This is a genomic window from Pseudomonas sp. W15Feb9B (genome assembly GCF_000828175.1).
In the GTDB taxonomy this organism is placed as follows: domain Bacteria; phylum Pseudomonadota; class Gammaproteobacteria; order Pseudomonadales; family Pseudomonadaceae; genus Aquipseudomonas; species Aquipseudomonas parakoreensis.
On the sequence record NZ_JTKF01000062.1, the window covers coordinates 1 to 20,752 of the forward strand.

Annotated in this window: 32 protein-coding genes and 1 pseudogene; 32 read left to right on the plus strand and 1 reads right to left on the minus strand. The window is 56.2% G+C overall.

The window, feature by feature from the left end:
* From OC71_RS27290 to bfr, 31 genes and pseudogenes are all read left to right on the plus strand, one after another.
* Positions 1-91: pseudogene (locus OC71_RS27290) on the plus strand (elongation factor Tu); the annotation flags it as partial.
* 158 nt (positions 92-249) lie between these two features.
* Positions 250-561, plus strand: a complete 312-nt coding sequence (gene rpsJ / locus OC71_RS24960; RefSeq protein WP_003186070.1) for a 30S ribosomal protein S10 — start codon at positions 250-252, stop codon at positions 559-561.
* 80 nt (positions 562-641) lie between these two features.
* Positions 642-1,277 (plus strand): 50S ribosomal protein L3, encoded by a 636-nt coding sequence (rplC, locus tag OC71_RS24965; RefSeq protein WP_003228738.1) that lies wholly within the window; start codon positions 642-644, stop codon positions 1,275-1,277.
* A gap of 12 nt (positions 1,278-1,289) precedes the next feature.
* Positions 1,290-1,892, plus strand: a complete 603-nt coding sequence (gene rplD, locus OC71_RS24970; protein WP_003228735.1) for a 50S ribosomal protein L4 — start codon at positions 1,290-1,292, stop codon at positions 1,890-1,892.
* Positions 1,889-2,188: a 50S ribosomal protein L23 gene (gene rplW, locus OC71_RS24975; RefSeq protein WP_002555488.1), complete on the plus strand. Its 300-nt coding sequence runs from the start codon at positions 1,889-1,891 to the stop codon at positions 2,186-2,188. Before rplD ends, rplW begins: the two co-directional genes overlap by 4 nt.
* A 14-nt stretch (positions 2,189-2,202) precedes the next feature.
* Entirely contained in the window at positions 2,203-3,027 is an 825-nt protein-coding gene (rplB, locus tag OC71_RS24980) for a 50S ribosomal protein L2 (protein WP_003228734.1), read from the plus strand.
* 16 nt (positions 3,028-3,043) lie between these two features.
* On the plus strand, positions 3,044-3,319 hold the full coding sequence (gene rpsS, locus OC71_RS24985) for a 30S ribosomal protein S19 (protein ID WP_003228731.1): 276 nt from the start codon (positions 3,044-3,046) through the stop codon (positions 3,317-3,319).
* A gap of 11 nt (positions 3,320-3,330) precedes the next feature.
* Positions 3,331-3,663, plus strand: a complete 333-nt coding sequence (gene rplV / locus OC71_RS24990) for a 50S ribosomal protein L22 (RefSeq protein WP_003103908.1) — start codon at positions 3,331-3,333, stop codon at positions 3,661-3,663.
* Positions 3,664-3,676: 13 nt separating this feature from the next.
* Positions 3,677-4,363 carry a 30S ribosomal protein S3 gene (rpsC, locus tag OC71_RS24995; protein WP_003176422.1) on the plus strand — a complete coding sequence of 229 codons (687 nt, stop codon included), beginning with the start codon at positions 3,677-3,679 and terminating at the stop codon, positions 4,361-4,363.
* A gap of 12 nt (positions 4,364-4,375) precedes the next feature.
* A complete protein-coding gene (gene rplP / locus OC71_RS25000) occupies positions 4,376-4,789 on the plus strand; it encodes a 50S ribosomal protein L16 (RefSeq protein ID WP_003228729.1) in 414 nt (137 codons plus the stop codon).
* Complete coding sequence (rpmC, locus tag OC71_RS25005; RefSeq protein ID WP_002555481.1) at positions 4,789-4,980, plus strand: 50S ribosomal protein L29; 192 nt, start codon at positions 4,789-4,791, stop codon at positions 4,978-4,980. The genes rplP and rpmC overlap by 1 nt, the downstream gene beginning before the upstream one ends.
* 2 nt (positions 4,981-4,982) lie before the next feature.
* Complete coding sequence (gene rpsQ, locus OC71_RS25010; RefSeq protein WP_003194644.1) at positions 4,983-5,249, plus strand: 30S ribosomal protein S17; 267 nt, start codon at positions 4,983-4,985, stop codon at positions 5,247-5,249.
* A gap of 23 nt (positions 5,250-5,272) precedes the next feature.
* Entirely contained in the window at positions 5,273-5,641 is a 369-nt protein-coding gene (gene rplN / locus OC71_RS25015) for a 50S ribosomal protein L14 (RefSeq protein ID WP_002555479.1), read from the plus strand.
* A gap of 11 nt (positions 5,642-5,652) precedes the next feature.
* Positions 5,653-5,967, plus strand: a complete 315-nt coding sequence (rplX, locus tag OC71_RS25020) for a 50S ribosomal protein L24 (protein ID WP_003186046.1) — start codon at positions 5,653-5,655, stop codon at positions 5,965-5,967.
* A 20-nt stretch (positions 5,968-5,987) separates the two neighbouring features.
* Positions 5,988-6,527 (plus strand): 50S ribosomal protein L5, encoded by a 540-nt coding sequence (rplE, locus tag OC71_RS25025; protein WP_003210069.1) that lies wholly within the window; start codon positions 5,988-5,990, stop codon positions 6,525-6,527.
* A 13-nt stretch (positions 6,528-6,540) separates the two neighbouring features.
* Entirely contained in the window at positions 6,541-6,846 is a 306-nt protein-coding gene (gene rpsN / locus OC71_RS25030; protein WP_007955639.1) for a 30S ribosomal protein S14, read from the plus strand.
* 209 nt (positions 6,847-7,055) lie between these two features.
* On the plus strand, positions 7,056-7,448 hold the full coding sequence (gene rpsH / locus OC71_RS25035; protein WP_007966178.1) for a 30S ribosomal protein S8: 393 nt from the start codon (positions 7,056-7,058) through the stop codon (positions 7,446-7,448).
* Between the two features lie 12 nt (positions 7,449-7,460).
* Positions 7,461-7,994: a 50S ribosomal protein L6 gene (rplF, locus tag OC71_RS25040; protein ID WP_007966176.1), complete on the plus strand. Its 534-nt coding sequence runs from the start codon at positions 7,461-7,463 to the stop codon at positions 7,992-7,994.
* Between the two features lie 10 nt (positions 7,995-8,004).
* On the plus strand, positions 8,005-8,355 hold the full coding sequence (gene rplR, locus OC71_RS25045; protein WP_003186037.1) for a 50S ribosomal protein L18: 351 nt from the start codon (positions 8,005-8,007) through the stop codon (positions 8,353-8,355).
* 3 nt (positions 8,356-8,358) lie between these two features.
* The gene (rpsE, locus tag OC71_RS25050) at positions 8,359-8,859 is read left to right on the plus strand and encodes a 30S ribosomal protein S5 (protein ID WP_003176409.1); all 501 of its coding nucleotides are present in this window, start codon (positions 8,359-8,361) and stop codon (positions 8,857-8,859) included.
* A gap of 2 nt (positions 8,860-8,861) precedes the next feature.
* Positions 8,862-9,038, plus strand: a complete 177-nt coding sequence (gene rpmD, locus OC71_RS25055) for a 50S ribosomal protein L30 (RefSeq protein ID WP_003176408.1) — start codon at positions 8,862-8,864, stop codon at positions 9,036-9,038.
* A gap of 3 nt (positions 9,039-9,041) precedes the next feature.
* Positions 9,042-9,479, plus strand: coding sequence for a 50S ribosomal protein L15 (gene rplO / locus OC71_RS25060; RefSeq protein WP_041074414.1), 438 nt, complete (start codon positions 9,042-9,044; stop codon positions 9,477-9,479).
* Complete coding sequence (gene secY / locus OC71_RS25065; RefSeq protein WP_003228718.1) at positions 9,480-10,808, plus strand: preprotein translocase subunit SecY; 1,329 nt, start codon at positions 9,480-9,482, stop codon at positions 10,806-10,808.
* 27 nt (positions 10,809-10,835) lie between these two features.
* On the plus strand, positions 10,836-10,952 hold the full coding sequence (rpmJ, locus tag OC71_RS27295; RefSeq protein ID WP_002555468.1) for a 50S ribosomal protein L36: 117 nt from the start codon (positions 10,836-10,838) through the stop codon (positions 10,950-10,952).
* A gap of 130 nt (positions 10,953-11,082) precedes the next feature.
* Positions 11,083-11,439 (plus strand): 30S ribosomal protein S13, encoded by a 357-nt coding sequence (gene rpsM, locus OC71_RS25070; protein ID WP_008374135.1) that lies wholly within the window; start codon positions 11,083-11,085, stop codon positions 11,437-11,439.
* A 30-nt stretch (positions 11,440-11,469) separates the two neighbouring features.
* Positions 11,470-11,859 carry a 30S ribosomal protein S11 gene (rpsK, locus tag OC71_RS25075; RefSeq protein ID WP_002555466.1) on the plus strand — a complete coding sequence of 130 codons (390 nt, stop codon included), beginning with the start codon at positions 11,470-11,472 and terminating at the stop codon, positions 11,857-11,859.
* A gap of 18 nt (positions 11,860-11,877) precedes the next feature.
* Positions 11,878-12,498 (plus strand): 30S ribosomal protein S4, encoded by a 621-nt coding sequence (gene rpsD / locus OC71_RS25080; protein ID WP_003176404.1) that lies wholly within the window; start codon positions 11,878-11,880, stop codon positions 12,496-12,498.
* Between the two features lie 22 nt (positions 12,499-12,520).
* On the plus strand, positions 12,521-13,522 hold the full coding sequence (rpoA, locus tag OC71_RS25085) for a DNA-directed RNA polymerase subunit alpha (protein ID WP_003186012.1): 1,002 nt from the start codon (positions 12,521-12,523) through the stop codon (positions 13,520-13,522).
* 42 nt (positions 13,523-13,564) lie between these two features.
* Positions 13,565-13,951 carry a 50S ribosomal protein L17 gene (gene rplQ / locus OC71_RS25090; protein ID WP_003176402.1) on the plus strand — a complete coding sequence of 129 codons (387 nt, stop codon included), beginning with the start codon at positions 13,565-13,567 and terminating at the stop codon, positions 13,949-13,951.
* 239 nt (positions 13,952-14,190) lie between these two features.
* Complete coding sequence (locus OC71_RS25095) at positions 14,191-15,645, plus strand: catalase (RefSeq protein ID WP_041074417.1); 1,455 nt, start codon at positions 14,191-14,193, stop codon at positions 15,643-15,645.
* A 150-nt stretch (positions 15,646-15,795) separates the two neighbouring features.
* Positions 15,796-16,260: a bacterioferritin gene (gene bfr / locus OC71_RS25100; protein WP_003228714.1), complete on the plus strand. Its 465-nt coding sequence runs from the start codon at positions 15,796-15,798 to the stop codon at positions 16,258-16,260.
* A 65-nt stretch (positions 16,261-16,325) separates the two neighbouring features.
* On the opposite strand, the gene uvrA is transcribed toward bfr, so the two are convergent.
* Positions 16,326-19,160 carry an excinuclease ABC subunit UvrA gene (uvrA, locus tag OC71_RS25105; RefSeq protein WP_003228713.1) on the minus strand — a complete coding sequence of 945 codons (2,835 nt, stop codon included), beginning with the start codon at positions 19,158-19,160 and terminating at the stop codon, positions 16,326-16,328.
* A 191-nt stretch (positions 19,161-19,351) separates the two neighbouring features.
* On the opposite strand from uvrA, the gene OC71_RS25110 reads away from it, so the two are divergent.
* Positions 19,352-20,749: an MFS transporter gene (locus OC71_RS25110; protein ID WP_041074419.1), complete on the plus strand. Its 1,398-nt coding sequence runs from the start codon at positions 19,352-19,354 to the stop codon at positions 20,747-20,749.
* Positions 20,750-20,752: the final 3 nt, after the last annotated feature.

The following is a 20,752-nucleotide window of genomic DNA, read 5'->3' on the forward strand; positions in this document are numbered from 1 at the left end:
AACCATCGCGATGGAAGATGGTCTGCGTTTCGCTATCCGTGAAGGCGGTCGTACCGTCGGCGCTGGCGTCGTAGCCAAAATCATCGAGTAATTCTCTTTTATAGAGTCTGCTTGATGAATTGAAAAAGCCCCCGCTCAGCGGGGGCTTTTTTATTGGGTTGACACCTATCTGGGGCGTCTATAGAATTGCGCCTCCTTTTAACGGGCGTATTGCGCCCGGTGGGAATAGCAGCCGGAGTCTGAAATCCAATGCAAAATCAGCAAATCCGTATCAGGTTGAAGGCTTTCGACCATCGCCTGATCGACCAATCAACCCAGGAAATCGTGGAAACCGCGAAACGTACTGGTGCTCAAGTGCGTGGTCCAATTCCACTGCCTACCCGTAAAGAGCGGTTCACCGTTCTGGTTTCCCCGCACGTCAACAAAGACGCGCGTGACCAGTACGAAATCCGCACTCATAAGCGCGTTCTGGACATCGTCCAGCCAACGGATAAAACCGTTGATGCTCTTATGAAGCTTGATCTTGCGGCCGGTGTGGAAGTGCAGATCAGCCTCGGCTAAGACTCGGTCTTGGTCGTGTAACGCTCTGAAATGGGCGGCCATAGCGGGTGAAAGCCCCGTACACTCATGAGGTTTACAACATGACTATTGGTGTAGTCGGTCGTAAATGCGGTATGACCCGTATTTTCACCGAAGAAGGTGTCTCCATTCCGGTCACGGTCATTGAGATCGAGCCGAATCGCGTCACCCAGTTCAAAACTGAAGAGACCGATGGCTATCGTGCAGTGCAAGTCACTGTCGGCGAGCGTCGTGCTTCGCGTGTAACAGCAGCTCAAGCTGGTCACTTCGCTAAAGCGAACGTTGCCGCTGGTCGTACCACCATGGAATTCCGTCTTGAAGAAGGCGAGTACCAGGCTGGCGATCTGATCAACGCTGAAATCTTCGCCGCTGGTCAACTGGTTGATGTAACCGGTCAGTCCAAGGGTAAAGGCTTCCAGGGTACGATCAAGCGTTGGAATTTCCGCGGGCAAGATAACACCCACGGTAACTCCGTATCCCACCGCGTCCCAGGCTCTATCGGCCAGTGCCAGACTCCTGGTCGTGTATTCAAGGGCAAAAAAATGTCCGGTCATATGGGCGCTGAGCGCGTGACCGTGCAGTCCCTGGAAGTAGTGCGCGTGGACGCTGAACGCAATCTGTTGTTGGTCAAGGGCGCTGTTCCTGGCGCTACTGGCGGCAACCTGGTTGTACGTCCAGCAGCCAAGGCTCGCGGTTAAGGGGAAGCTGACATGCAATTAAATGTAAATGACGCTCAAGCGATCGAAGTTTCCGAACTGACATTTGGCGGCGAGTTCAACGAGACGCTGGTTCACCAAGCAGTCGTGGCCTACATGGCCGGCGGCCGTCAAGGTAGCAAGCAGCAAAAGACCCGTTCCGACGTTCGTGGTGGCGGCAAGCGCCCATGGCGTCAGAAAGGTACTGGCCGTGCTCGTGCCGGTACTATCCGTAGCCCAATCTGGCGTGGCGGCGGTACCACTTTCGCAGCTCGTCCACAGGATCACTCCCAGAAGCTGAACAAGAAGATGTATCGCGCAGCAATGCGTTCCATCCTTGCTGAGCTGGTGCGTACTGATCGTCTGGTCGTGGTTCAGGATTTCGCTGTTGAAACTCCGAAAACCAAAGATCTGCTGGGCAAGCTGAACAACATGAGCCTGACCGATGTTCTCATCGTGTCGGACGCTGTTGATCAGAACCTGTACCTGGCTGCTCGTAACCTGCCACACGTAGATGTACGTGACGTGCAAGGTTCCGATCCAGTTAGTCTGATCGCATACGACAAGGTGTTGATCACCGTGTCGGCCGTGAAGAAATTCGAGGAGCTGCTGGGATGAACCAGGAACGCGTATTTAAAGTTCTGCTTGGCCCGCACGTTTCCGAGAAGGCTACGGTTCTGGCAGACAAGAAAGGCCAGTTCGTTTTCAAGGTTGCTACTGATGCAACCAAGCTGGAAATCAAGAAGGCCGTCGAAAGCCTGTTCAGCGTGAAAGTAGAGCGCGTCACTACCCTTAACGTTCTGGGTAAGAGCAAGCGCACTGCTCGCGGTCTGGGCAAGCGTAATGACTGGAAGAAGGCAGTTATCTCCCTTCAGCCAGGCCAAGATCTCGATTTCAGCAGCAGTGCTGAGTAAGGAAGGGGTGCATCATGGCAATCGTTAAATGCAAACCGACTTCCCCTGGCCGCCGTTTTGTGGTCAAGGTGGTCAACCAGGAGCTGCATAAAGGCGCTCCTCACGCACCGCTGCTCGAGAAAAAATCGAAGACTGGTGGTCGTAACAACAATGGCCGTATTACCACTCGTCACATCGGTGGTGGTCATAAGCAGCATTACCGTATGGTCGATTTCCGTCGCAACGACAAAGATGGCATCGTCGCCACTGTCGAGCGTATCGAATACGATCCAAACCGTACCGCTCACATCGCACTGCTCTGCTACGCAGACGGCGAGCGTCGCTACATTATCGCCCCTAAAGGCGTGAGTGCTGGCGACCAGCTGATCGCAGGCGCTCTGGCTCCAATCAAGCCAGGCAACGCTCTGCAACTGCGCAACATTCCAGTCGGTTCTACCGTACACGGCATCGAACTGAAGCCAGGTAAAGGCGCACAGATCGCTCGTTCCGCTGGTGCTTCGGCTCAGCTGATCGCTCGTGAAGGCGTGTACGTTACCCTGCGTCTGCGTTCCGGTGAAATGCGTAAAGTCCTGGCTGAATGCCGTGCGACCCTGGGCGAAGTCTCGAACTCCGAGCACAGCCTGCGTTCGCTGGGTAAAGCTGGTGCCAAGCGCTGGCGTGGCGTTCGCCCAACCGTTCGTGGTGTTGCCATGAACCCGGTTGACCACCCACATGGTGGTGGTGAAGGTCGTACCTCTGGTGGTCGTCATCCGGTATCGCCATGGGGCTTCCCGACTAAGGGCGCGAAGACTCGTGGTAATAAGCGTACCGACAAAATGATCGTCCGTCGTCGCAAGTAAATAGAGGGATACGACAGTGCCACGTTCTCTGAAAAAAGGTCCTTTTATTGATCTTCACCTACTGAAGAAGATCGAAGTGGCGGCGGAAAAGAACGATCGCAAACCAATTAAGACTTGGTCGCGTCGTTCGATGATCCTGCCACAAATGGTCGGTCTGACCATTGCTGTACACAACGGCCGTCAGCACGTCCCAGTTCTCGTGAACGAAGACATGGTTGGCCATAAACTGGGCGAGTTCGCCGGTACCCGCACTTATCGTGGGCACGTGGCTGACAAGAAAGCCAAGCGTTAAGGGGTAAGGAAATGGAAGTAGCCGCTAAGTTGTCGGGCGCTCGAATCTCCGCCCAGAAAGCCCGCTTGGTCGCCGACCAGATCCGCGGGAAGAAGGTGGGCGAAGCGCTCAACCTGTTGGCTTTCAGCAGTAAGAAAGCCGCCGAGATCATGAAAAAAGTGCTGGAGTCGGCCGTAGCCAACGCCGAGCATAACGAAGGCGCAGACGTTGATGACCTGAAGGTCAGCACCGTTTTCGTCAACGAAGGGCGTTCGCTGAAGCGCATCATGCCACGTGCCAAAGGCCGTGCTGATCGCATCGTCAAGCGGTCTTGCCATATCACTGTCAAGGTTGCTGACAAGTAACGGAGTCGAAGAGATGGGTCAGAAAGTACATCCCATTGGCATTCGCCTGGGAATCGTCAAGGAGCACACCTCCGTCTGGTACGCAGACGGTCGGACTTATGCGGACTACTTGTTCGCAGATCTGAAGGTGCGTGAGTATCTCCAAGACAAACTAAAAAGCGCGTCCGTAAGCCGTATCGATATCCATCGTCCGGCTCAAACTGCACGCATCACCATCCACACCGCTCGTCCAGGTATCGTTATCGGGAAGAAGGGTGAAGATGTTGAGAAACTGCGTCAGGACCTGACCAAGCAAATGGGTGTGCCTGTGCACATCAATATCGAAGAGATCCGCAAGCCGGAGCTCGACGGTATGCTGGTTGCGCAGAGCGTAGCTCAGCAGCTGGAGCGTCGTGTAATGTTCCGTCGCGCTATGAAGCGCGCAGTACAGAACGCCATGCGCATTGGTGCCAAAGGCATCAAAATCCAAGTGAGCGGTCGTCTCGGCGGTGCTGAAATCGCACGTACTGAATGGTATCGCGAAGGTCGTGTGCCACTGCACACCCTGCGTGCCGACATCGACTATGCCAACTACGAAGCTCACACCACTTACGGTGTGATCGGTGTAAAGGTTTGGATCTTCAAAGGCGAAGTAATTGGTGGTCGCCAAGAAGAGCTGAAGCCACAAGCACCAGCGCCTCGTAAAAAAGCTGCTAAGTAAGGGGTACGCCAAATGTTGCAACCTAAGCGTACGAAGTTCCGCAAGCAGATGACCGGCCACAACCGTGGTCTGGCACTGCGCGGTAGCAAAGTCAGCTTCGGCGAGTTCGCGCTGAAGTCTGTTGCTCGTGGTCGTCTCACCGCTCGTCAGATCGAGTCAGCGCGTCGTGCTCTGACCCGTCACGTAAAACGTGGTGGCAAGATCTGGATCCGTGTATTCCCGGACAAGCCGATCTCCAAGAAACCTCTCGAGGTTCGTATGGGTAAAGGTAAGGGTAACGTGGAATACTGGGTTGCCCAGATTCAGCCAGGCAAAGTCCTGTATGAAATCGAGGGTGTTTCTGAAGAGCTGGCGCGTGAGGCTTTCGCCCTGGCTGCTGCAAAGCTGCCGCTCGCCACCTCCTTTGTTAAACGGACGGTGATGTGATGAAAGCGAATGAACTTCGTGAAAAATCCGCACAGCAGCTGAACGAGCAACTGCTCGGCTTGCTGCGCGACCAGTTCAATCTGCGCATGCAGAAAGCAACTGGCCAGTTGGGGCAGTCTCATCTGCTCTCGCAAGTTAAGCGTGACATCGCTCGCGTGAAGACTGTGCTCAACCAGCAGGCAGGTAAGTGATCATGGCTGAAGCCGAAAAAACTGTCCGTACGCTGACTGGCCGTGTTGTCAGCGACAAGATGGACAAAACCATCACCGTTCTGATCGAGCGTCGCGTTAAGCACCCGATCTACGGTAAATACGTTAAGCGTTCGACTAAGCTGCACGCGCACGACGAAACCAATCAGTGCCACATCGGCGACAAAGTCACTATTCGTGAAACTCGTCCGATGGCCAAGACCAAGTCTTGGGCGCTGGTTGATGTTCTCGAACGCGCTGTGGAAGTCTAAGGGCTAGGGGTCGGAGAAATTATATGATTCAGACTCAATCCATGCTCGATGTGGCCGATAACAGCGGCGCTCGCCGTGTTATGTGCATCAAGGTGCTGGGTGGCTCCCATCGTCGTTACGCTGGTATCGGTGACATCATCAAAGTTACCGTGAAGGAAGCAATTCCTCGCGGTAAAGTGAAAAAAGGCCAAGTGATGACTGCTGTTGTAGTCCGCACTCGTCACGGCGTACGTCGTGCTGATGGCTCCATTATCCGCTTTGATGGCAACGCTGCTGTTCTTCTGAACAACAAGCAAGAGCCGATCGGCACCCGTATCTTTGGGCCAGTGACCCGTGAACTTCGTACTGAGAAGTTCATGAAGATCGTCTCGCTCGCCCCAGAAGTGCTGTAAGGAGATCCGACATGCAAAAGATTCGTCGTGACGACGAGATCATCGTGATCGCCGGCAAAGACAAAGGTAAGCGCGGTAAGGTGCTGAAGGTTCTTGCTGACAACCGTCTGGTTGTTGGTGGTCTGAACCTGGTCAAGCGTCATACCAAGCCTAACCCGATGTCGGGCGTACAGGGCGGTATCGTCGAGAAAGAAGCGCCACTGCACGCTTCCAACGTCGCCATCTTCAACGGCGAAACCAACAAGGCTGACCGCGTTGGTTTCAAAGTAGAAGACGGTAAGAAAATTCGTGTCTTCAAGTCGACCCAAAAAGCGGTTGATGCTTGAACACTGCTAGGTAGAAGACCATGGCACGACTAAAAGAGATTTACCGGAAGGAAATCGCTCCGAAACTTAAGGAAGAACTTAAGCTTTCGAACGTGATGGAAGTTCCGCGCGTTACCAAAATCACCCTGAACATGGGTCTGGGCGAAGCGATCGGCGACAAAAAAGTCATCGAGCACGCTGTTGCTGACCTGGAAAAGATCACCGGCCAAAAAGTCGTTGTGACCTACGCTCGTAAATCCATCGCTGGCTTTAAAGTCCGTGAAGGATGGCCGATCGGCGTCAAAGTGACTCTGCGCCGTGAGCGTATGTACGAGTTCCTGGATCGTCTGCTGTCGATCTCCCTGCCTCGGGTTCGCGACTTCCGCGGCCTGAATGCCAAGTCCTTCGATGGTCGTGGCAACTACAGCATGGGCGTGAAAGAGCAGATCATTTTCCCGGAAATCGACTACGACAAGATCGATGCTCTCCGCGGTCTGGACATTACCCTGACCACCACTGCCAAGAACGATGATGAAGGCCGCGCTCTGCTGCGTGCTTTCAAATTCCCGTTCCGCAACTGATTGGAGTAGGAAAATGGCCAAGAAGAGCATGAAAAACCGTGAGCTGAAGCGTCAGCTCACTGTTGCCAAGTACGCCGTCAAGCGTGCAGCGCTGAAAGCTATCATCGTTGATCTGAACGCAAGTCCAGAAGCGCGTTGGGAAGCGACCGTAGCTCTGCAGAAGCAACCACGTGACGCAAGCGCTTCGCGCATGCGTAACCGTTGCCGCCTGACTGGTCGTCCGCACGGCGTTTACCGCAAGTTCGGCCTGGGCCGTAACAAACTGCGTGAAGCGGCAATGCGTGGTGACGTTCCAGGTCTGGTTAAAGCCAGCTGGTAATCGCTGTCAAAGCCTTGATGGTCGGGGTCGCAAGAACCTGACCATCGGTGGCCTTGAATTTGAATCAAGCCCCTTTTGGGGCTTGATTCATTTCTGGGGTGTGTCTAGAATGACCGGCTCGCCTGAGCCCGTGTTTTTCGTGCCCGGAATTTCTCGGCGACAAGTAGTAGCCGCAAGGCTAATTTTTCTGTATTAGGAGCGTCTAGCCCATGAGTATGCAGGACCCGTTAGCGGACATGCTAACTCGAATCCGTAATGCCCAGATGGCTGAAAAGTCTGTCGTAAGCATGCCGTCTTCCACGTTGAAGGTGGCTGTAGCAAAAGTCCTGAAGGACGAAGGTTACATCGCGGATTTTCAGATCACCACCGACGCTAAGCCGTCGTTGTCCATCTCGCTGAAATACTTCGAAGGCCGTCCGGTCATCGAGGAAGTCAAGCGCGTTAGTCGTCCAGGCCTGCGTCAGTACAAGTCCGTTGAAGATCTGCCGAAAGTTCGTGGCGGTCTTGGCGTGTCTATCGTCTCCACCAACAAAGGTGTGATGACGGATCGTGCTGCGCGCGCTGCCGGTGTCGGCGGCGAAGTTCTTTGCACTGTGTTCTAAGGGGGGATAAGCATGTCTCGCGTCGCTAAGAACCCCGTTAAGCTGCCAGCCGGTGTCGAAGTCAAATTCGCAGGCCAACAGCTTTCGGTGAAGGGTGCCAAGGGTACTCTTGAACTGAACATCCATTCGTCCGTTGAGATCGTTGAAGAAGCTGGTGAGCTGCGTTTCGCTGCTCGCAATGGCGATCAACAGACTCGCGCAATGGCCGGTACCACGCGTGCGTTGGTAAACAACATGGTCCAAGGCGTAAGCCAAGGCTTCGAGCGCAAGCTCCAGCTGGTCGGTGTTGGTTACAAGGCGCAAGCAAAAGGTCAGGTGCTGAACCTGGCTCTTGGCTTCTCGCACCCAGTGGATTACGAACTGCCGCAAGGCATCACCGCTGAGACTCCTAGCCAGACCGATATCCTGATCAAGGGCATCGACAAGCAGCTGGTAGGTCAAGTGGCCGCTGAGATCCGCGACTTCCGTCCACCAGAGCCGTACAAAGGCAAAGGTGTGCGCTACGCGGACGAAGTCGTCCGTCGTAAAGAAGCCAAGAAGAAGTAGGGCATAGCAAATGACCGACAAAAAAGTTACTCGACTGCGTCGCGCTCGCAAAGCACGCCTGAAAATGCACGAACTCGAAGTCGTGCGTCTCTGCGTGTTCCGCTCGTCGCAGCACATCTACGCCCAGGTCATCTCGGCCGACGGCAACAAAGTCCTGGCAAGTGCCTCGACTTTGGATAAAGAACTGCGTGATGGCGCCACTGGCAACATCGACGCGGCCACAAAGGTTGGCCAACTGGTCGCTACGCGTGCTAAGGCCGCTGGCGTCTCGCAAGTGGCTTTCGACCGCTCTGGCTTCAAGTACCATGGCCGCGTTAAAGCGCTGGCTGATGCTGCTCGTGAAGCTGGGCTGGAGTTCTAAGTTATGTCAAATAACGACCAAAAGCGCGACGAAGGCTACATCGAGAAGCTGGTTCAAGTTAACCGCGTAGCCAAAACCGTTAAAGGCGGCCGTATCTTCACTTTCACCGCGTTGACCGTGGTTGGTGATGGTAAAGGGCGTGTTGGCTTCGGCCGTGGCAAGTCGCGTGAAGTGCCTGCTGCGATCCAGAAGGCAATGGAAGCTGCTCGCCGCAACATGATTCAAGTTGACCTGAACGGCACCACCCTGCAGTACGCAATGAAGTCCGCTCACGGCGCTTCGAAGGTGTACATGCAGCCTGCTTCTGAAGGTACCGGTATCATCGCTGGCGGCGCTATGCGTGCTGTCCTCGAAGTTGCTGGCGTTCAGAACGTTCTGGCCAAGTGCTACGGCTCGACTAACCCGGTAAACGTGGTTCACGCCACTTTCAAGGGTCTGAAGGCTATGCAATCTCCTGAGTCCATTGCTGCCAAGCGTGGCCTGACTGTCAAGGAGATCTTCTGATCATGGCTACCGTTAAAGTTACGCTGATCAAAAGCATGACCGGCCGCATCCCTAACCACAAACTGTGCGTTAAGGGTCTGGGTCTGCGTCGCATCGGTCACACTGTAGAAGTCCAGGATACTCCCGAGAATCGCGGGATGATCAACAAGGCTTACTACATGCTGCGTGTCGAGGGTTAATCGATGAAACTCAATGATCTGAGTCCAGCGCCGGGTTCCCGTCGCGAAAAGCATCGTCCGGGCCGTGGTATCGGTAGCGGTTTGGGTAAGACTGGTGGCCGTGGCCACAAAGGTCAAACCTCCCGCTCCGGTGGCACTATTGCTCCAGGCTTTGAAGGCGGTCAACAGCCGCTGCATCGTCGCCTGCCGAAGTTCGGTTTCGTTTCCCTGAAAGCCATGGACCGCGCAGAAGTGCGTCTGTCCGAGCTGGCCAAAGTGGAAGGCGACATCGTCACCGTGCAGTCCCTGAAAGATGCCAACGTGATCAACGTCAACGTACAGCGTGTGAAAATCATGCTGTCCGGTGAAGTGACTCGCGCTGTCACTATCGGCAAGGGAATCGGCGCCACCAAAGGTGCGCGTGCGGCTATCGAAGCAGTTGGCGGCAAGTTCGAGGAATAAATGGCTAAGCAAGGTGCTCTCTCTGCGCTCGGCAAAGGCGGTATGTCTGAACTCTGGGCTCGTCTGCGTTTTCTGTTCCTGGCGATTATCGTCTACCGAATAGGCGCACACATCCCGGTTCCAGGTATCAACCCGGACCGACTCGCAGACCTGTTTCGACAGAATGAGGGGACCATTCTTAGCTTGTTCAACATGTTCTCCGGCGGCGCGCTGGAACGGATGAGCATCTTTGCACTGGGGATCATGCCGTACATTTCGGCATCGATCATCATGCAACTGATGACCGCCGTCAGCCCGCAGCTGGAGCAGTTGAAGAAGGAAGGTGAAGCTGGCCGTCGCAAGATCAGCCAGTACACCCGCTACGGCACCGTCGTTCTCGCTCTCGTTCAGGCTATTGGCATGTCCATTGGCTTGGCGGGGCAGGGCGTTGCGTTCACTGGTGACTTTGGCTTCCATTTCGTCGCGGTATCCACTTTTGTGGCTGGTGCGATGTTCATGATGTGGCTGGGTGAGCAGATTACTGAGCGTGGTGTAGGCAACGGTATCTCGATGTTGATTTTTTCGGGTATCGTCGCCGGTCTTCCGAGAGCAATCGGGCAGTCTTTCGAGTCTGCGCGTCAGGGTGATATCAATATCTTCGCCCTGGTTGCCATCGGTTTGCTGGCAGTAGCGATTATCGGTTTCGTGGTGTTCATTGAGCGTGGTCAGCGTCGTATCGCTGTTCACTACGCCAAGCGTCAGCAGGGCCGCAAGGTTTTTGCTGCGCAGACAAGCCACTTGCCGCTGAAGGTGAACATGGCCGGTGTTATTCCGGCTATTTTCGCGAGCAGCATTCTGCTGTTCCCGGCTTCGTTGGGTGCCTGGTTTGGTCAGTCTGAAGGTATGGGCTGGTTGCAGGACATCTCGCAGTCGATCGCTCCTGGTCAGCCGTTGAATATTCTGCTGTTTAGTGCAGGGATTATTTTCTTCTGCTTCTTCTATACGGCGTTGATGTTCAATCCGAAAGACGTAGCGGAAAACCTGAAGAAGTCCGGTGCCTTTATTCCGGGCATCCGTCCAGGTGAGCAGTCTGCACGCTATATTGATGGCGTTCTGACTCGCTTGACCATGTTCGGTGCTCTTTACATGACGGCCGTGTGCCTGTTGCCCCAGTTCCTGGTGGTTGCAGCAAACGTTCCGTTCTACCTTGGCGGGACCTCGTTGCTGATCGTGGTCGTGGTTGTGATGGACTTCATGTCCCAAGTACAATCGCACCTCGTTTCGCACCAGTACGAATCCCTGATGAAGAAAGCCAACCTGAAGGGTTACGGCAGCGGCATGTTGCGCTGAGTACCCATAAGGTTCGAGGAGTTGGTGATGAAAGTTCGTGCATCGGTGAAAAAGCTGTGCCGTAACTGCAAGATTATTCGCCGCGAAGGTGTTGTTCGAGTAATTTGCAGCGCGGAACCGCGTCACAAACAGCGCCAAGGCTGAGTGTGATTGTGCTTCAAGCCCGGCAGCTAGTGCGCTGCCGGGTTGATTATTTGTTATTACAGCGATATTATCTCGCGCCCTATTTCTTGGCTTCCGGGGCGTAGGTAGCTGTCAATTGGAGTCCCACTGAATGGCCCGTATTGCAGGCGTTAACATTCCAGATAACAAGCATACTGTTATCTCGCTGACCTACATCTATGGTGTCGGTCGCACTACTGCGCAGAAAATCTGTGCAGACACTGGGGTAAACCCAGCAGCAAAGATCAAAGATCTGAGCGACGAGCAAATTGAACAGCTGCGTGGCGAAGTGGCGAAGTTCACCACTGAAGGTGACCTGCGTCGCGAAATCAACATGAAAATCAAGCGCTTGATGGACCTCGGTTGCTATCGCGGTCTGCGTCATCGTCGCGGTCTTCCAGTACGCGGTCAGCGTACCAAGACCAACGCGCGTACCCGTAAAGGTCCGCGTAAGCCGATCCGCAAGTAATCGCCCCAGCGAATCGACAGGAATTTAATCATGGCAAAACCTGCTGCTCGTCCTCGTAAAAAAGTTAAAAAGACAGTGGTTGATGGCATCGCCCACATCCATGCTTCTTTTAACAACACCATCGTGACCATTACCGACCGTCAAGGTAACGCTCTTTCCTGGGCTACCTCCGGTGGTTCGGGTTTCCGCGGTTCCCGCAAGTCCACCCCGTTCGCTGCTCAAGTAGCCGCTGAGCGTGCTGGTCAAGCTGCGCTGGAATACGGCCTGAAAAACCTCGACGTTAACGTCAAGGGTCCAGGTCCAGGTCGTGAATCCGCAGTCCGCGCTTTGAACGGCTGTGGCTACAAGATCGCCAGCATCACCGACGTGACGCCAATCCCGCACAACGGGTGCCGTCCGCCGAAGAAGCGCCGCGTGTAATCCAGGAGATTGTAAAGAATGGCTCGTTACATTGGTCCAAAATGCAAACTCGCTCGTCGCGAAGGCACCGATCTCTTCCTGAAGAGCGGCGTGCGCGCGATCGAATCGAAGTGCAACATTGAAGCAGCACCTGGTATCCACGGCCAACGCCGCGGTCGCCAGTCCGACTACGGCACCCAACTGCGTGAAAAGCAGAAGGTCCGTCGTATCTACGGCGTTCTCGAGCGTCAGTTCAGCGGCTACTACAAAGAAGCTGCTGGCAAGAAAGGTGCAACCGGTGAAAACCTGCTGCAACTGCTCGAATGCCGTCTGGACAACGTTGTATACCGTATGGGCTTTGGTTCGACTCGTGCCGAATCCCGTCAGCTGGTATCGCACAAGTCGATCAGCGTTAACGGTCAGACCGTAAACGTTCCGTCGTATCAGGTTCGTGCTGGTGACGTGGTCGCAGTTCGCGAGAAAGCAAAAAACCAACTTCGCATTGTCCAAGCTCTCGATCTGTGTGCCCAACGTGGCCGCGTAGAATGGGTAGAAGTAGACACTGAGAAGAAGTCGGGCGTTTTCAAGAACGTTCCTGCTCGCAGTGATCTGTCCGCCGACATCAACGAAAGCCTGATTGTCGAGCTCTACTCCAAGTAAGGGCTAGAAAATAGGTGCATCCATGCAGATTTCGGTAAATGAGTTCCTGACACCCCGCCACATTGATGTGCAGGTTGTCAGTCCAACCCGCGCCAAGATCACTCTCGAGCCTCTCGAGCGTGGTTTTGGCCACACCCTGGGCAACGCGCTGCGCCGCATCCTGTTGTCCTCAATGCCCGGCTGCGCAGTAGTCGAGGCCGAGATTGACGGTGTGCTCCACGAGTACAGCGCCATCGAAGGTGTACAGGAAGACGTAATTGAAATCCTGTTGAACCTTAAAGGTCTGGCCATCAAGCTGCACGGTCGTGACGAAGTTACGCTGACCTTGTCGAAGAAGGGTTCGGGGGTGGTTACCGCTGCCGATATTCAGCTGGATCATGATGTCGAGATCGTTAACCCCGATCACGTAATCGCTAACCTGGCGTCTAACGGCGCCCTGAACATGAAGCTCACCGTAGCTCGTGGTCGTGGTTATGAACCAGCCGACTCGCGTCAGAGCGATGAAGACGAAAGCCGCAGCATTGGTCGCTTGCAGCTCGACTCTTCGTTCAGCCCGGTTCGCCGTATCGCATACGTGGTGGAAAACGCCCGTGTCGAGCAGCGTACCAACCTGGACAAGCTGGTTATTGATCTGGAAACCAACGGTACTCTGGATCCTGAAGAGGCTATCCGCCGCGCTGCAACCATCCTGCAACAGCAGTTGGCTGCGTTCGTCGACCTCAAAGGTGACAGTGAGCCAGTGGTTGTCGAGCAGGAAGACGAGATCGATCCGATCCTGCTTCGCCCGGTTGACGATCTGGAACTGACTGTACGTTCGGCTAACTGCCTTAAGGCGGAAAACATCTACTACATCGGCGACCTGATTCAGCGTACCGAAGTAGAGCTGTTGAAGACTCCGAACCTGGGCAAGAAATCCTTGACTGAAATCAAGGACGTTCTGGCCTCCCGCGGTCTGTCCCTCGGCATGCGCCTCGACAACTGGCCGCCTGCAAGTCTTAAGAAGGACGACAAGGCGACTGCCTGATCGTCGTAATCACCGAACGTAGTGTTTGGTAAGGAATGAACCATGCGTCATCGTAAAAGTGGGCGTCACCTGAGCCGCACCAGCTCGCACCGCAAGGCCATGTTCCAGAACATGGCGGTGTCGTTGTTCGAGCACGAGCTGATCAAGACTACTCTGCCAAAAGCCAAAGAACTGCGCCGCGTTGCCGAGCCGCTGATCACTCTGGCCAAGACAGACAGCCTGGCTAACCGCCGTCTGGCTTTCGACCGTACTCGTTCGAAAGCTATCGTTGGTAAGCTCTTCAACGACCTGGGCAAGCGTTACGCTACCCGTGAGGGTGGCTACCTGCGCATCCTCAAGTGCGGTTTCCGCGCTGGCGACAACGCGCCTATGGCGTACGTCGAGTTGGTTGATCGTGCTACTGCTGGCGAAGCTGTATCCGCCGAGTAAGACGTCAGTCTGAAACGAAAAACCGGGCCTAGTGCCCGGTTTTTTGTGCCCGCAAGAAATGCGCTGTTCATACAAGCTTCTGACATTGTTGTGTTGCCACTATGTGCAGGGAAACATAATTAGTAATTATCTATCGATGACTGCAAGTTAATGAATTTGTAGGTGTCTCATCGATGATCAATACTTCCCAGCAAGCCGATTAGCCGGCAGTTTCAAGACTGACAGAGGAAGAAGACCGTATGAGCCAGATCAAAACGCTTACGACCGCCAGTGGCGCACCTGTCGCCGATAACCAGAATTCTCGCTCTGCCGGCCCCCGTGGCCCGCTGCTTCTCGACGATTTTCATCTGATCGAGAAGCTTGCCCATTTCAACCGTGAAAACATTCCTGAGCGCCGCGTGCACGCCAAGGGCTCGGGTGCTTACGGTACGTTTACCGTGACCCGTGATATCACTGAATACACCAGCGCCAAACTGTTTGAGGCCGTCGGTAAACAAACCCCGACGTTCCTGCGCTTCTCCACTGTAGGCGGTGAACGCGGCTCGGCTGATACCGAGCGTGATCCACGTGGTTTCGCCCTGAAGTTGTACACCGAAGAAGGCAACTGGGACATCGTTGGCAACAACACTCCGGTGTTCTTCATTCGTGACCCGCTGAAGTTTCCTGACTTTATCCACACCCAGAAGCGTCTGCCGCAGAGCAACCTGAAAAGCGCGCAAATGATGTGGGACTTCTGGTCGCATTCGCCTGAAGCGCTGCACCAAGTGACCATTCTGTTTTCGGATCGTGGGATTCCCGACGGCTATCGTCATATGCATGGCTTTGGCAGCCACACCTACAGCCTGATCAACGCTCGAGGTGAGCGTCACTGGGTGAAATGGCACTACAAGACCCAGCAAGGGATCAAGAACCTCGCGCCGGCCGAGGCTGCGCGTCTCGCGGGTACCGATCCGGATTACGCTCAGCGCGACCTGTTCGAGGCCATCGAGCGTGGTGACTTCCCGAAATGGCGCGTGTGTATTCAGATCATGACTGAGGCTCAGGCTGCAGCGCACTACGAGAACCCGTTCGACGTGACCAAGACCTGGTCGCAGAAGGAGTTCCCGCTGATCGAAGTCGGCGAACTGGAGCTGAACCGCAACCCGCTGAACTACTTCGCCGAAGTCGAGCAAGCCGCATTCGGTCCAAGCAATATGGTGCCAGGTGTTGGTCTGTCGCCGGATCGCATGCTGCAAGGTCGCGTATTCGCTTACGCCGATGCACACCGCTACCGCGTCGGCACCAACCACCAGCAATTGCCGGTGAATGCGCCGCGCAGCCCGGTCAATACCTACCAGCGCGACGGCTCGATGGCGTTCGGCAGCAACGGTGGTGCAGCGCCTAACTATGAGCCCAACAGCTACGTTGAATCACCGAAGCAGGCGCCGCGTTATGCTGAGCCTTCGTTGGCCTTGAGCGGTCCGGCAGATCGTTACGATCATCGCGAGGACAGCGATTACTACAGCCACGCCGGTGCGCTGTTCCGATTGATGAATGACGAACAGAAAGCGCTTCTGGTCAGCAACATCGCCGGCGCCATGAGCGGTGTTTCACCCGACGTGGTTGACCGTCAGTTGCAGCATTTCTTCAAAGCCGATCCGGCGTATGGAGAAGCAATCGCAAAGCTGCTCGACGTACAGCTTAACGAAGTCTAAACGAGAAGCAGAACCGCCTTCATTGAGGGCGGTTTTTGCGTTATTTAGCCAACTTTTCTCAGAACTTCTTCGCTTTTATTGCGCGAAACGGGTGACCTTCCGGTCAGCTTGGTTCAAACTACAGACTTTCAAGCAGGGAGATGTAGGGCGATGCAAGGCCACCCAGACGTTATCGATTACCTCAACACGTTGCTGACCGGCGAACTGGCCGCGCGTGACCAATATTTTGTGCACTCGCGGATGTATGAGGACTGGGGGTTCACCAAGCTCTACGAACGAATCAACCATGAGATGGAAGAAGAAGCCGGTCACGCCGACGCACTGATGCGCCGGATCCTGATGCTCGAAGGCACGCCGCGCATGCGCCCGGACGATCTCGACGTCGGTACCACCGTGCCGGAGATGCTCGAAGCCGATCTGCGTCTCGAGTACAAAGTTCGCGCCGCTCTGTGCAAAGGCATTGAGTTGTGCGAGCAGCACAAGGATTACGTCAGTCGCGAGATCCTGCGTGTTCAGCTCAACGACACCGAAGAAGATCACACCTACTGGCTGGAAAAGCAGTTGGGCCTGATCAAACTCATCGGTCTCGAGAATTACCTGCAATCGCATACCTGATTGCGCAGACACAAAAAAAGCCCCTGTCACTGTACAAGTGACAGGGGCTTTTTGATGCCCTCAGATCAGGCCCGATCGCGAATCAACAATGGCTTGAGGTAGTGACCGGTGTGTGATTGCTTCATCTCGGCCACTTCCTCCGGCGTGCCGGTGGCGATGATCTGCCCACCCTTGGAGCCGCCTTCCGGCCCCAGGTCCACCAGCCAGTCGGCGGTCTTGATCACGTCCAGGTTGTGTTCGATCACCACCACCGTGTTGCCGTGGTCGCGCAGGCGATGCAACACGTCGAGCAATTGCTGGATATCCGCGAAGTGCAGGCCGGTGGTCGGCTCGTCGAGGATATACAGGGTCTTGCCGGTGTCACGCTTGGACAGCTCGCGAGACAGCTTGACCCGCTGCGCTTCACCACCGGACAGCGTGGTCGCAGACTGCCCGAGCTTGATGTATGACAGCCCCACATCCATCAACGTCTGCAGCTTGCGCGCCAGCGCAGGCACCGCGTCGAAGAACTCCCGCGCCTCTTCGATAGTCATCTCGAGGGTTTCGTGGATGCTCTTGCCCTTGTATTTGATCTCAAGGGTTTCGCGGTTGTAGCGCTTGCTCTTGCACACATCGCACGGCACGTAGATGTCCGGCAGAAAGTGCATTTCGACCTTGATCAGACCATCGCCCTGACAAGCCTCGCAGCGCCCGCCCTTGACGTTGAACGAGAAACGCCCAGGGCCGTAACCACGGGAGCGTGACTCGGGCACGCCGGCAAACAATTCGCGGATGGGGGTGAACAGCCCGGTGTAGGTCGCCGGGTTGGAGCGCGGCGTGCGGCCGATCGGGCTCTGGTCGATATCGACGACCTTGTCGAGATGCTCCAGGCCCTTGATGCTGTCGTGCGCAGCCGCTTCCAGCGTAGTGGCACCGTTGAGTGCAGTAGCGCTCAACGGGAACAGCGTGTTGTTGATCAACGTGGATTTGCCGGAGCCGGAAACGCCGGTCACGCAGGTCAGCAGGCCGATCGGGATTTCCAGATCGACATTGCGCAGGTTGTTGCCGCGCGCGCCTTTGAGCGACAGCGTCAGCTTCTTGTTGCGCGGCGTGCGTTTGGCCGGTACTTCGATTTTCACCCGGCCCGACAGGTATTTACCGGTCAGCGAGTCCGGGTGCGCCATGACTTCGGCGGGCGTTCCTTCCGCCACGATCTGCCCGCCATGCACGCCGGCACCCGGGCCGATATCCACCACATAGTCGGCCAGGCGAATGGCGTCTTCATCGTGCTCGACCACAATCACCGTGTTGCCGATATCGCGCAGGTGCTTGAGGGTGCCGAGCAAGCGGTCGTTATCGCGCTGGTGCAGGCCAATGGACGGTTCGTCGAGGATGTACAGCACTCCCACCAGACCGGCGCCGATCTGGCTGGCCAGACGAATCCGCTGTGCCTCGCCGCCGGACAAAGTGTCAGCGCTGCGGTCGAGAGACAGATAGTCCAGGCCGACGTTGACCAGGAACTGCAGACGTTCGCGGATTTCCTTGAGGATCTTGTCGGCGATCTCGCCACGCCGCCCGGTCATTTTCAGCTCGCCGAAGTACTCGCAGGCATCGCCGATCGGCAGGTTGGTCACCGCCGGCAGGGTTTTCTCGCCGACCCAAACGTGCCGCGCTTCACGACGCAGACGGGTGCCACGGCAATCCGGGCAAGCCTGAGTGCTGAGAAACTTGGCCAGCTCTTCGCGGACGCTGGCCGATTCGGTTTCGCGGTAGCGGCGCTCAAGGTTCGGCACGATGCCTTCGAACGGGTGCGAACGTTTGACGATGTCGCCGCGGTCGTTGAGGTACTTGAAGTCGACATTCTGTGAGCCGCTGCCGTGCAGGATGTGCTTCTGCTGTTCGGCGGTCAGTTCGTTGAATGGCTTCTCCAGGCTGAACTTGTAGTGCGAGGCCAGTGAGCCGAGCATCTGGAAGTAATAGACGTTGCGCCGGTCCCAGCCGCGGATCGCGCCCTCGGCCAGGGTCAGTTCACCATTGACCAGGCGCTTGATGTCGAAGAACTGCTTCACGCCCAGACCATCGCAGGTCGGGCAGGCGCCGGCCGGGTTGTTGAAGGAGAACAGCTTCGGCTCAAGCTCGCTGATCGCGTGGCCGCAGATCGGGCAGGCAAAACGCGCGGAGAAGATCATCTCTTCGCCCGGCTCATCGTCCATCGGCGCTACCAAGGCAATGCCGTCCGCCAGCTTGAGAGCGGTTTCGAACGATTCGGCCAGGCGCTGCTGCAGGTCGGCACGGACCTTGAAACGGTCGACGATGACATCGATCGAGTGCTTCTTCTGTTTGTCCAGTTTCGGCAGCTCGTCGAGCTCGCAGATGCGGCCATTGACCCGCGCCCGAACGAAGCCTTGGGCGCGCAGCTCTTCGAAAACCGACAGGTGTTCACCTTTGCGTTCGCGAATAACCGGCGCCAGCAACATCAGCTTGCTGCCTTCCGGCTGCGCCAGCACCAGGTCAACCATCTGGCTGACGGTCTGCGCTTCCAGCGGAATGTCATGATCCGGGCAGCGTGGCGTACCGACGCGTGCATACAGCAAACGCAGGTAGTCGTAGATTTCGGTGATGGTGCCGACCGTGGAGCGCGGGTTGTGCGAGGTCGACTTCTGCTCGATGGAGATGGCCGGCGACAAACCTTCAATGGTGTCGACGTCGGGTTTTTCCATCATCGACAGGAACTGTCGGGCGTAGGCCGACAGGGATTCGACATAGCGGCGCTGACCTTCGGCGTACAGCGTGTCGAAGGCCAGGGACGACTTGCCGGATCCGGACAGGCCGGTGATGACGATCAGTTTGTCCCGTGGCAGGGTCAGGTCGATGTTCTTCAGGTTGTGGGTACGGGCCCCACGTATCAGGATCTTGTCCAAAGTGGCCTCGCTCGGCGGGCGTCGAAAACGTAGGAGTATACGGGCAAATACTGGATGGATGCACACTATCAAACGAAGGGTTTTTTGCCTTGCATGAAGAGAGTTTCATCTATACGCGTCATAGCGTCGCGATATACCCCGTCTTTCGATGGGACTGGTAGAATCGCCGCCGGTTCACACGAGGTTTTTCCATGCACGATCCCCACAGCGAACGCATGAGTGGCAGCGAGACCCGCGCAGCGAGCGGTCTGGCCCTGGTGTTCGCCTTCCGTATGCTTGGCATGTTCATGGTGTTGCCGGTCCTGGCGACCTACGGCATGGACCTGGCGGGAGCGACCCCGGCCCTGATCGGGCTGGCGATTGGCGCTTACGGCCTGACCCAGGCGATTTTCCAGATTCCGTTCGGGATCATTTCCGACCGCATCGGCCGGCGTCCGGTGATTTTCCTCGGGCTGGTGGTCTTCGCCCTCGGCAGTGTGCTGGCGGCTCAGGCCGATTCGATCTGGGGCGTGATTGCCGGACGCATCCTGCAGGGCGCCGGGGCGATTTCTGCGGCGGTGATGGCGTTGCTTTCCGACCTGACCCGTGAACAACACCGGACCAAAGCCATGGCCATGATTGGCATGACTATCGGTCTGTCGTTCGCCGTGGCGATGGTGGTCGGGCCGTTGTTGACCCGGGCCTTCGGCCTGTCCGGACTGTTTCTCGCCACCGGCGGCATGGCGCTGGTCGGCATCCTGATCATTATGTTCATGGTGCCGAAATCCACCGGGCCGCTGAGCCATCGTGAATCCGGCGTGGCGCGTCAGGCCTTGATGCCGACACTCAAGCATCCGGATCTGTTGCGCCTGGACCTCGGCATCTTTGTGTTACATGCCATGTTGATGTCCAGCTTCGTTGCCTTGCCGCTGGCACTGGTGGAAAAAGCCGGGTTGCCCAAGGAGCAGCACTGGTGGGTCTATCTCACCGCGCTGCTGATCTCTTTCTTCGCCATGATTCCGTTCATCATCTACGGCGAGAAGAAACGCAAAATGAAACGAATTTTGCTCGGCGCCGTCCTGACGCTGATGCTCACTGAGCTATTCTTCTGGCAGTTCGGTGACAGCTTGCGGGCGCTGGTGATCGGTACGGTGGTGTTCTTCACCGCGTTCAATCTGCTGGAGGCTTCGTTGCCGTCGCTGATCAGCAAGGTTTCACCGGCAGGCGGGAAGGGCACGGCGATGGGCGTGTATTCCACCAGTCAGTTCCTCGGTTCGGCACTCGGCGGGATACTCGGCGGCTGGCTGTTTCAGCATGGCGGTCTGTCGGTTGTCTTCCTCGGATGTGCCGGGCTGGCTGCCATCTGGCTGGCCTTTGCTGTTACCATGCGCGAACCTCCCTACGTGACGAGCCTGCGCTTGCCGTTGTCGCCCGAGGCGATCCGTGAAGCGGGTCTGGTCGAGCGCCTCAAGGCCCTCGTAGGGGTAACAGATGCAGTGATAGTTGCTGATGAAGCAGCTGTTTACATCAAACTGGACAAAGAATTAGTGGATCGCGACACCCTCGAACGCCTGGTGAACAGCCCGGCCGAGGCTGCTTGCGAAGCCTAGGAG